Source organism: Pseudomonas sp. ICMP 8385, from assembly GCF_002699915.1.
Taxonomy (GTDB): Bacteria; Pseudomonadota; Gammaproteobacteria; order Pseudomonadales; family Pseudomonadaceae; genus Aquipseudomonas; species Aquipseudomonas gessardii.
Window position 1 is genome coordinate 11,853 of the sequence record NZ_LKBY01000115.1, and the last position, 10,732, is coordinate 22,584.

Annotated in this window: 7 protein-coding genes; all 7 read right to left on the reverse strand. The window is 62.6% G+C overall.

What is annotated here, in order from left to right:
• Window positions 1–7: 7 nt before the first annotated feature.
• Window positions 8–1,729 carry a ShlB/FhaC/HecB family hemolysin secretion/activation protein gene (locus tag AO268_RS21990; RefSeq protein ID WP_099169844.1) on the reverse strand — a complete coding sequence of 574 codons (1,722 nt, stop codon included), beginning with the start codon at window positions 1,727–1,729 and terminating at the stop codon, window positions 8–10.
• A gap of 179 nt (window positions 1,730–1,908) precedes the next feature.
• Entirely contained in the window at window positions 1,909–2,376 is a 468-nt protein-coding gene (gene pgaD, locus AO268_RS21995) for a poly-beta-1,6-N-acetyl-D-glucosamine biosynthesis protein PgaD (RefSeq protein ID WP_076961996.1), read from the reverse strand.
• Window positions 2,373–3,719, reverse strand: coding sequence for a poly-beta-1,6-N-acetyl-D-glucosamine synthase (gene pgaC / locus AO268_RS22000; RefSeq protein WP_076961995.1), 1,347 nt, complete (start codon window positions 3,717–3,719; stop codon window positions 2,373–2,375). The genes pgaD and pgaC overlap by 4 nt, the downstream gene beginning before the upstream one ends.
• A 3-nt stretch (window positions 3,720–3,722) precedes the next feature.
• Window positions 3,723–5,723: a poly-beta-1,6-N-acetyl-D-glucosamine N-deacetylase PgaB gene (gene pgaB / locus AO268_RS22005; RefSeq protein ID WP_076961994.1), complete on the reverse strand. Its 2,001-nt coding sequence runs from the start codon at window positions 5,721–5,723 to the stop codon at window positions 3,723–3,725.
• 12 nt (window positions 5,724–5,735) lie between these two features.
• Entirely contained in the window at window positions 5,736–8,186 is a 2,451-nt protein-coding gene (pgaA, locus tag AO268_RS22010; RefSeq protein WP_099169845.1) for a poly-beta-1,6 N-acetyl-D-glucosamine export porin PgaA, read from the reverse strand.
• A 237-nt stretch (window positions 8,187–8,423) separates the two neighbouring features.
• Window positions 8,424–9,920 (reverse strand): YdgA family protein, encoded by a 1,497-nt coding sequence (locus AO268_RS22015; RefSeq protein WP_099169846.1) that lies wholly within the window; start codon window positions 9,918–9,920, stop codon window positions 8,424–8,426.
• Between the two features lie 151 nt (window positions 9,921–10,071).
• Window positions 10,072–10,704, reverse strand: coding sequence for an NADH:ubiquinone oxidoreductase subunit N (locus tag AO268_RS22020; RefSeq protein WP_076961991.1), 633 nt, complete (start codon window positions 10,702–10,704; stop codon window positions 10,072–10,074).
• Between the last annotated feature and the right edge of the window lie 28 nt (window positions 10,705–10,732).

Genomic DNA, 10,732 nt, shown 5'->3' on the forward strand with positions numbered 1-10,732 from the left:
CGTTGAATTACAGGTAGAAATCCATTCGGAAGTAGATCGGCGCTTCGCGCTCGCTCATCACCGCCGGGCGTTCCAAAGAGTGGGCAAAGGTCACACTGGTGCTGACATGTTTGCCACGGGCGAACAGCTCCACCGAGTTGCTGGACACCCGGCCGTGGGTGGTGCCGTTGTAGCGGTCGTTGCGGATCACACCCTGGTCGTAGCCCAGGCTCACGCCGTATTCGCCGAAGGCCGGGCGCAACCAATCCACCAGCACCGGGCGTGACCAGCGCAGGTCGTTGCGCCAGTAGCCGCCGCTGTCACCGTTGAGCTGCTGGTCCTTGAAGCCGCGCACCGAAGACGAGCCACCGAGGCTCATGCGCTGCGGGCTGAACAGCATGTCTTCGCTGCGTTGGCCGGTGGCCAGGCTGGTAAAACTGAACGACTCGCCCCACAGCATGAAGGGTTGCAGGTAGCTGACGGTGGCGGTGTATTTGCGGTAGCGCGAGTTGGGTTGGCGACTGCCAAAGTCGCCGCGTTCGTCCTGGGCCTGGGCATCGAGCAGGCCGATGCCGTTCTGCATGCCCAGGTCCATGTTGACGAAGGCACTGCCGACCCGCCGGCCGTGGTTGATGCCCCATTGCATTTCGCTGAGGCGATGGCTGCTGACATCCAGGCGGCTGCCGTCGATGTAGTTGTTGGTACGCAGGTGGGCCAGGCCAACGCTGAGCGAGGTCTTGCTCAGTGCATCGCGGTGCACCACGCGCTCGGCGCGCAGTTGGTGGTTTTGGCTGTCGCCGGTCTGCTTGAAGTCAAAACTGTCGCCCTGGATCAGCGAGCGGCTATCGCTCTGGTTGTAGCTGTAGCTGAAGTTCCACCAGCCCCACGGCACGTTGTAATAGAGCATGGCGTTTTTCGAGGTTTTCTGGTGGTCGCTGATTGCATCATGGCCACCACGCAAAATCAGCTGGTCCGCCAGGCCCAGGGGGCTGTCCCACTCAAGGCCGGCGCCCCACTGCTGTTCACCGGAGCTTTTCTGCCCGTCGTTATTGCGCGACAGGCTGGCGCGCCAGGGCTTTTGCGGGGTGTTTTTCACCAGTACCGAACTGCCGCCAACAGCATCGCCGGGGGCCAGTTCCATTTGGGCCCGGTTGGACGGCAAGCGGTTGAGCTGATCGATGGCCTGCTCGATTTCCCGCAGGTTGAGCAAGTCGCCGTTTTTGCCGGGAAAAGCCATGGCCAACTCACGGTCCGAGAGTTGGCTGTTATCGGCGCCTTTCAGGCCTTCGAGCTTGCCTTCGACCACCAGCACTTGCAGATGCCCTTTGGACAACTCCTGCTGCGGCAAGTAGGCACGGCTGGTGACCGTACCCTTGTCGATGTAGTGGTCGGTGACGGCCTTGAGCAGTTGATTGAGCTGGGAGACGCCCAGGCACTGGTCGATATAAGGTTTGATCAAACGCTCGCGCTCAGCGGCAGACAAGCTATCAGCGCCTTTGAGCTCGATGGTCTTGATCGGGAAGCAACGACTGTCCACCGGGGCGGCGGGCGTTGTGGGTTTGACTTCCTTGCCGGGCAGGTTCTTGAGCTCTTCAAGGCGCCGCTGCTGCTCTTCCAGCAGACGATTTTGCCGCTCGCGGATCAGGTCCTGATCACCTGGCAGCGTCGCCGCCAGGGCACCGCTCGACACCAGGCAAAGCAAAAGACAGAGGCTCAACCGCAGCCGAGTCCGTAGCACTAATAAAGGCATATTCAATCCATCGAAAACAAAGGGCCAGGGAGGCCCACAATGAATGTGCGACGATCCAGGATGTTTAACGGCGGGTTAGCGCCGCGATTGTCACTGGATCGCCCGAGCAAACTAAAGAGGACATCACCTAAATAAACCTAGGAAATATCCTACAAAAAAAGACCAAATTACCTACACGGCTAGCTGTCCTGCCCCACCACAAGCTTCAACTCTGGCCGCCGCTCCTCACGGGACAGATGAGCCGTCACCGCCTGCACGCCGCCCTCCTGATCGTTATGAATCACCAACACCCCCGGCCGGCGCAGTTGTTCAAGCTCGCCCGCCGCCAGGCGGAAGCTCTCGCTCAAGCCATGGTCACTCAAGGCCTTGCCCGCCGCCCGGCGCTGGGCGAAGCGCTTGCCGCGCCGCTGCTGGTAACGCGCCCAGACAATCAGCAGCAGCGCATTGAACAGGGCGATCCACAGGTAGATCTGCAAAGTGTTCAGCGCAGCAAAGATCGGCGCCTCGATGCGCGGGCCGCCCTGGCTGTCGAGCATCGGCACCAGGCCGCGTACCAGCAAAATCACCAGCCCGGCCCAGGCCAGCAGGGTCAGGAAAATATCAATGGCCTGCATCACAGGCCGCTGGGGGGTACGGATCAGGTTCATGGCTTGACTTCCTTGGCAGGTGCCTTGATGCCGCGATCCGGGCTGACCCAGCGCGCGCGTTTTTGATGTTGGCGGAACAGGACTTTGGGGAAGCTGACCAGGGTGGTGAACAGGCTCACCAGCCAGAACACCAGCGGGTACCAGACGGTCCAGAACAGGGTTTTCCACAGGCCGCGCTCGTAGCGCCGGTCAATCATGATGCTCACGGCAAATTGCAGCAGGCACACCACCGCCAGCAGCAAGCCGGTGAAGGCCGGCGGCATCAGCGAGCCGACGGCGATCGCCTCGGGCAACGGCACGACTTTGCCCACGCCCCAGAAGATCACCGACAGCATGAAGGTGAAGGCCCAGCCGGTGGACAGGCAGTACTCGAACAGCAACGGCCACAGGTAGCGGTGGCGCCACTGCCAGATCCCGCGAATATTCTTGAACAGCACTTCGGCGCCGCCCTGGGCCCAGCGCAGGCGCTGTTTCCACAGGCCGCCGAGGGTTTCTGGCATAAGGATCCAGCACAGCGCGCGCGGCTCGTAGAAGATGCTCCAGTGGTCCAGTTGCAGCTTCCAGCTCACGTCGATGTCTTCGGTGATCATGTCGGTGCTCCAGTAGTCGACCCGGTCCAGGGCCGCCCGCCGAAACGCCACCACCACGCCAGACACGGTGAAGATCCGCCCGAAAACCCGCTGGGTACGCTTGATCAAGCCGATGATCGAAGAGAACTCGCCCACCTGCACCCGGCCGATCAAGGTCGAGCGTGTACGGATGCGCGGGTTGCCGGTGACCGCACCGAGCCGTGGGTTGTCGAGCATCGGCGCCACCAGGTAGGCCGCGGCATTGCGGTCGAGCAAGGCATCGCCGTCGATGCACACCAGGTATTCACTGCGCGCCGCCACCGCGCCCATGCGCAAGGCCACGGCCTTGCCCTGGTTTTGCGCCAGGTGCAGCACACGCAGGCGCGGCTCTTGCAGCGCCAGGGCATCGAGCACCTCGGCCGTGTTGTCGCTGGAGCCGTCATTGATCGCGATCACTTCCAGGTTGCGATAACGCTGGGCCAATGCTGCGCCGATGGTCTCGGCGGCGTTGTCGCCTTCGTTGTAGCAAGGGATCAGGATCGAGATCAGCGGCTCGCCCTTGAGCGCCGGCGCCGGGGTGTCATCGGCCCAGGGCCAGTGGCGCTCCCAGTGCAGCCAGAAGTACAGGCCGCCGGCGATCCACAGCCCGGACATGAACAACGGGTAGAAAAACACGAACTCCATCAGGAACTGCCCGGTGACCAGGAAGATCAGGCCCAGGGGCACACCCAACACCAATGCCAACACGAGAAGAGCAAGGATTCTGTCGAACATGAGTCAAGGATTCCATTTGTTGGAAAGGGCCGGACGCACGGTGTTCAGATCCGGCGAATTCTCCAGGAAGTTGTCGGGGTAGTAGCCAAAACTGCTGGCGCCCTGGCGCTTGAGCACGCCCATCCACTCGGCCATTTGCGCGCCGGAAAGATCCGGGGCGGCCGGGGTGCGCCAATCCTTGGCCTGTAGCTCGAAGACCGTGCGCTGCATCGCGCCGGGCCGGGCCTTGACCGTGGCCACGAGTTTTTCCAGCCAGGCGTTGGAGTTTTTCAGCGACTGGCCTTCCATCAACGGCATCGCCATGGGCGCGGTCCAGTCGTAGTGCTGGAGGAAGTCGTCGAGGTTCTGCGCAAACCAGGCTTCGCTGGCCGGGTTGAGCATCGGTTCGGCGAAGATATTGCGCGCGGTGAGCACTTCCGGGCCGCGCTGGGCACGGACCTTGGCGGTCAGTTCATGGGTGAAATCGATCAGGTAGCGGCTCTTGAAACGGGTCCAGCGCTGCATCACCTCAGGGTCGGCGCGCAGCGCCTGGATATTGCCTGGCAGGCCGTTGGCCGCGTAGGTTTGCAGGGCCTGGGGGCTGGCGTCTTCAAAGTCCGAGAGCACCGCGTCGTCGTGGAACAACACGCCGTGGATAGCACTGGTACGGGCCAGGTCTTCGTAAATTTCACCGATGATTTTGCGCACCTTTGGATCGAACGGCGACAGGCGCTGGTACTGTTTCGGGTCGACGGCCACCTTGCCGGTGGCCGGGTCCCAACGGGTGACGCGGGGCAGCTTGGCATCCAGGGCAAAGCTGAGCACGGGCATCCAGGCGTAGACTTTGACCAGGCCGCCACGGGTATGCAGCTGCCAGCTGACACGGTTGAACAGGTCGGCGCGCATCGGCAGATGGCGGTTGGGGAAGTACAGCGAACGCACCAGGCCATCGCCCTTGGGGTCGGCGAATGCCTGGAGGAACACCGTGTCGACCCCCATGTCCAGCACCCGCTGGACCAGCGCGTCGAGGTTGCGCGCCTCTTGGGCCTTGTCCGGGTCGTAGACATGATCGAGGTCCACATGCAGCACGCGCATCGGCGCTTTGACCTGTGCCGAGACCATGCTGTTGGCGAAGTCTTCGGCGTACGGGTCGTTGTCCACCAGAAAGCGCGGGCTGCTCATCAAGTTGCCGAGGTTGTCGAGGCCGTCCTCCAGGGTCAGGGCCATCTGGTAACCCTGCTCACCCACCACCGCCAGGGAGGTGCCATCCGCCGCGCCATACGGCCATACCCACACACGCGGCGCCTTGCCGGTGACCGCGCGGATCTTGTTGGAAATCGCCACCACGTCGGCACGCATCCGCGCCTGGAACTGCGCTTCGGACTCATAACGGTGGGTGGCCGGGTCATAGCGCCGGGTGGCGGCGGCCGGTTGCAGGTTGCCCTGGGGGTTGGCCAGCACGCCCTTGTGGCTGGCGTCGGTGTGGGCGGCGATCTCCACCAGGCCCGATTGCGCCACTTCGCGCACTTGTTGCCAGGTCAAAAATTCCGCGCGGTTACGCGGCACGCCGGCAAAATCCACCGGCTGGTTCAACGGCGTATCGACCCAACTGCCCACCGGCGCCAGCACAGCCGGCCACTGGTAGGCCCGCAAAATCGGCATCACACGGGTGTAGAAGCTCGAATAGCCGTCGTCGAAGCTGAGCATGATGGCTTTGGGCGGCAGCTGTGGCCCGCCTGCGCGGGCGGCGAGGACCTGGTCGACGCTGACCGCCTGGTAGCCGTTCTCGCGCAGCCAGGACAACTGTTCGATCAGGCGTTCGGTACGCACCGCCACCACTCTTTGGTCGGGGTCGCGGTCGTTGACATCGTGGTAGGCAATGCCCAGGAAATGGTTTTTCGGCCACGGCGCTTCGTTGACCGGTTTGAGTCGTTCGGCAGGTGGCGTGAAAGGCGCGGGTGACTGGGCACAGGCACTGCTCAGCAAAAAACCCAGGGCCAGCAGGCAACGGGAAACAAGGGTCATGATCGGACTCTTCTAGAAACGGTAAGTGAGGTCGACGAGCAGGCGCACATCGCTTTCGCGCTCACCGTCATAAGGTCGGCTGATCCAGCTCAGGTTGGCGCCGGTTTCCAGTACGTCGTTCCAGCGATAACGCTGGCCATAACTGAGCAAACCGATTGCGCCGGTGGAGTAATCGCGCTGGCTGTAGCTGCCAGCACCGGCCTGGAACTGCTGACTCCACTGGGTTTCGTAGCGGTGATAGAGCACATGGTTGACGCTCACCGTGGGCAGCACGCTGAAGTCTGAGCGTGGGTTGAAATACGCGGCTTCTTCCTTGCTGTTGCGGCTGGTGCCGACTTCCAGGCCAAGGTCCACTTGCACATCCGGCGAGCGGTAGACGCCCTCGCGCCCGGTGAGCAACGCTTCGACACGGTCGTTGCCGTCGCTGAAGTGGGACGGGCTCAGCGCCAGTCTCCACTCACGGCTTTCATTGGCGCGCCAGCGGATAAAACCGCTGCCGCCGTTGGCGGTGACGTTGGCATTGAGTGCGCGCAACGGCGTGCTGGCGGCCAGGTAGTCAAGGCTGCCGCCGTACTGCCAGTGGTCGTTGATGTCACGGGCAATCGCCAGCCGCGCGCCTTGCTTGGTGCCTTTGCCGTAGGAGTGGTTGGAGACTTCGGCCTCCAGGGTCATGTCGCGGGTACGCCGCTCCACACCCAGGCGCTGCCAACGGTGGTGGCCCGTGCCTTCCTCAAAGTCGGCGGTGGCGTAGCCGATACCGCCGAATATCCGCCAGTCTTCATCGATGGGCGGGCTGTAGAGCAGGGTTTCGATCCCCCAGTCGCGGCTACCGGCAACCGCCCCGCCGCCATTACTTTTGCCGGTCTCGGCTTCGATGCGCAGCTCGGCCATCTCATGCACCTTGCGCAGGCGCTCAAGGCGTTGGACCTGGCGATTATCCGGGGCGCGGACGACTACGTCATCGGCCAGCACATCGAGCTGGCGCCACTCCTGCAACTCCAGGGCGTTGTAGCCTTGGGAGACTTCCAGGTCAATGTGGCGCGGGGTCTGGTTTTCGGCGTCCTTGAGGGCCCTCTCGGCACGCCGGGGCCAGGCGCGGGCGCGGAACATATCCGCCTGGGCCACACGCATGCCGACATTGCCGGGCGAGGTGCGCACCAGGGTCTCCAGGTTTTTTTCACTGGTCGGCAGATCGGCGCCGTAGGTCGCGGCCTGGGCTGCCAGTTGCTGGGCGTCCAGCCAGGCGTTATTGGGGTTCCCGAGGGTCAGCCCCTTGAGCTCAACCCGAGGGTTTTGCGTGCTCGCCAGGTGGTTTGCGAAGGCACGGGCTTCGCTGGTCTGGTCGTTTTCCAGCAAGGAGTAGTAAAGGGCAGTGCCGTCTACAACCTGGTTGCTGGGGTCGGCATCCGGCGCGGCCACCGCCTGGCGATACAGCGGCGCGGCCTTCTCGGGCAAACGTTGGTCGAGATAGGCCGCCGCCACCCAGCGCAGGGCGTAGTTGGGCAGTTGCACGCCCTGGGCGTCCAGGGCTTCGTAGTCGTGGATCAGCTCGGCGGTGCGCGCACGGGCCTTGAGCGCGCCCAGGCGGTCGATGCGCCAGCGCACCACATCGTCATGGGCACTGGCGTCCGGGCCCCAGGTGGCGAGCAGTTGGTCGTAATCCTTGAGGGCACGGTCGGCGATCACAAAGCGTTCGCTTTCACTGCGCGTCGGGAATTCAGCCAGGCGCACGCGCTCGGCAGCCAGGTCGCCTTCCAGGCGGCGCTGGATCACCGGGTCCAGCAGGCCCGGGTGGCGGGCGCTCAGGCGCAGGGCCGGCTCAGGCATACGGGCACGTTGCAGGGCAATGATGTATTCGCGCACCACCTCGGGCCGGTTGCCGGCGCGGATAAACGCCTGGTCGAACTCGAACAGTGAAGCAAACGGTTCCCCGGCCCGGGCCAATGCATAGCCCAGGGTCATGCGCCGCTCGACATCCTCGGGCTTGGCCGTCACCAGGGTGCGGGCACGCTGTACGGCTTCGGCGGTTTTGCCGCCATCGGCCAGGGTCAGGGCCAGGCCCAGTTGCAGGTCCGGGTTGTTCGGTTCGCGCAGCAAGGCCTGGCGATACACAGCCTCGGCGGGCGCCCAGCGCTGTTGATTGCGGTAGGTGCGGGCCACGACGGTCAGCGCTTGGGGGGTCAGTTGGCGTTGGCGTCCCTGAGTTTCATAAACCTTGAGTACTTCGTCATCCTGGCGTGCCCAGCTGGCAATCAGCAGGTGATCGCTGACCTGGCCAGAGGTCTGGCGCTCGGCAGGCAATTGGCGCAGCAGGTTGAGCGCCGGGGTGTAGTGACCGGTACGGGCCTGGCGAATCAGGGAGTCGTAGGCAGGATCGGCCACGGCCAGGGTCGGCAGCAACAAGGCGGCACCGATCAGTAGACGCAGTCGGCCAGGGCCGGAGGGGCAGAAATTACGCAGCATGTCGTCAGCTTCCTTACTCGGAAAGCTGTAGCGATAGGTTCGCCTGTACAACACGCATCAGGCCGCCGGTGTCTGATGACCCGGCCAAGCTTTCCTGGGATGTAATATCCCTGAGCGGGGTAAGGAATAGGACAAATCAGTACAATTGTTCAGAATCGTCCTACAAGCCAGTGAAGATCAAATGTGGGGCTTGGGTGGGAGCTCCCACATTTTGGTTCGGTGTTGGCCTACAGAGCCTTACTGCGCGCCGCTGACTGCCCCCAGCTTGCCGAGTACGCCGCCGATAAACTGCTCGACGGTCATTTTCTGGCCATTGAAGGTCACTTCATTGTTGGCGTAGTGCAGCTTGGCCAGGATGTCATTGCCTTCCAGGGTCGCCAGTTGCGTGCCCACGGCCATGTTGCTGAGCATCTCGCTGGCCATCTGCGATTGCTGCTCGATGGCTTTCGGGTCGGTCACGCCACCGATCTGCGCTTGCAGGCCGGCCACGTCAGCGATCATTGGCTTGGACAGGGTCAGGTTGGCATCCAGCAGGGTGATCATCTGCTTACCCAGTTCAACCGGCGGCAACTCCATGGTGGACGGCTTGGTCAGGTCCACCACCAGGTTGAAGCGGCTTTCGCCATTGGCGGTCTTGAGGGACAGGTTTTCCAGGGCCACTTGTGGTTTGGCGGCCAACAGCTGCTCCACATTGGCCTGGGCCAGCACTTGTTCGGCTTCGCTCAGTTGCAGCTCGGGGATCGGTTGGCCGGCCGCTTGAGCGGCCTGCACCGGTTGCATTTTGTCTTGATACAGCTTGGTCAGCACCATGGTCGCCGGCACGTCGATGTTCTTCATGCTCACGGCCATGGCCGCCGAACCCACGGGTTTGCCCTGGTAACCGATCTCGGCGATTTTGTAGTCGACACGGCCGCTGAGGTTGTTGTCCCGGGTCTCGCTGCTGTCTTTCTGCTCGAAGCCTTTGACGGTCAGCACCGCTTGTTGCGGGCCGAAGGTGAACTGGGTGTTGCTCAGCTCGATGGTGTTCTGGCCGACGTAGAAGCCGAAACTGCTCTTGGACAGGTTGCTGGCCACGGTCAGGCCGTTGAGGTGCGCCTGGAACGGTGCGCCATCCGGGTCGACCAGGGCGACCTTGAGAGCATCCATGTAGCCGTTGACCTTGATCTCTTCACCCTTGGCGGTGTTGAAGTAATCAAGTTTCAGGCCCGAAAAATTAACGCTGGTGGTGGCGTCCTTGAACTCCAGGGGCAGCAGTTCCAGGTTGCCGCTCACCGAACGGTTGAAGGCGATGTTGGCCACGCCCTTGATCGGCGAAACGTCTTGGGTGGCGGCGAACCATTTTTCGGTGGTCGGGTTCTTCTCCAGCGCCAGGTGGCTGGTGGCCAATACCGGCCACCACTTCAGGGTGACCAGGCGCGAGACTGGCAGCGGGCCGTGTTCGATACGGTCGACAAACAGCAGTTCACTGTCTTTGTGCTCTTCGCCGAACACCGCGCCCTGGGCCTTGAGGCGGAAGTGACCGGTGCTGCTGAACCAGCCGCGATCCAGCGAGACCATTTCCAAGGTCACTTGGCCATCGATGCCGGCCATGGAACGTTCCATTTCCTTGTTGACGTCTTCAATCGAGGTTTTCAACACCCCTTCCAGCTGAGTGCCGGTGTACCAGGCGCCACCGGCACTGACCACGCCGACGGCGGCAACAAAACCCAAGAGTACAACGGCTGATTTATTCATGAAGTGTCCTGATCCAATCCTGTGCGAAGTGGGCTGTCTTCCCTGAGCCCCGAAGTGGGGCGTCGGCTCAAGCCCGCCGAAACCGGGGCAAGGTTAGCACTGGCGAGGGGGCTTGTCGCAAGGCCCGGCACCGACAAGGCGCGGTGGGGGGTCAGGAATATTCCATCTCGATCTCATCAAGTTGATGATCAAAACTCTTCAGTCGTGCGGTCCAGGTGTACACCAGCACTTCAAACTCGCGGTGAATCACCGCATTGCCCGGGGTATCGGCCTTGGGGTCGTAGAAGTCCAGTTGGTAACGCTCGCGGGCCATGGCCGTGGCGACGTCGGACAGCTCCCGGGCGTTGTTCAGCCAATGCCGCCCTTCGGCCACTTGCCGGTCGAGTACCACGCATTGTTGCTTCAAGGCTTCGAGGCTTTTTTCCAGGGGGGTGCCGGTCAACTCGCCCATGACTTCCTGGAACGTGCGCCCCGGCTGCCAGTAGCTGCCCCAGAAATAGCGGTCGAACACGGTTTCAACCCGGCGCAGGGCAACCTTGGTGTCCCAGATCGCCACCCGCGTCTTGCCTTGTTCGAGGATTTTTTTCTGGGTGCGCTGGCCCTGGTAGGACGCCCAGGCCACCATGCCGACAGACAATGCGGCGATCAGCGCGCAGGCGCTGTCGAGGAACACCATGGCCTTATCCAGTTGATGGGCCAGCATGACGCCGTAAAAGTAAGTCGCCGATAACAACACCAGTGCGAAGAGCACGCACCAGAACGCGGGAGCATAAGGGTTTTTCATTATTGGAATCCCCATGAGCAACGCAGGC

Excerpts from the sequence above, each read along its gene's own strand:
- pgaB (WP_076961994.1), bottom strand. The coding sequence starts at position 5,723 with ATGACCCTTGTTTCCCGTTGCCTGCTGGCCCTGGGTTTTTTGCTGAGC.
- pgaA (WP_099169845.1), bottom strand. The coding sequence starts at position 8,186 with ATGCTGCGTAATTTCTGCCCCTCCGGCCCTGGCCGACTGCGTCTACTG.
- AO268_RS22020 (WP_076961991.1), bottom strand. The coding sequence starts at position 10,704 with ATGAAAAACCCTTATGCTCCCGCGTTCTGGTGCGTGCTCTTCGCACTG.
- AO268_RS21990 (WP_099169844.1), bottom strand. The coding sequence starts at position 1,729 with ATGCCTTTATTAGTGCTACGGACTCGGCTGCGGTTGAGCCTCTGTCTT.
- pgaC (WP_076961995.1), bottom strand. The coding sequence starts at position 3,719 with ATGTTCGACAGAATCCTTGCTCTTCTCGTGTTGGCATTGGTGTTGGGT.
- pgaD (WP_076961996.1), bottom strand. The coding sequence starts at position 2,376 with ATGAACCTGATCCGTACCCCCCAGCGGCCTGTGATGCAGGCCATTGAT.
- AO268_RS22015 (WP_099169846.1), bottom strand. The coding sequence starts at position 9,920 with ATGAATAAATCAGCCGTTGTACTCTTGGGTTTTGTTGCCGCCGTCGGC.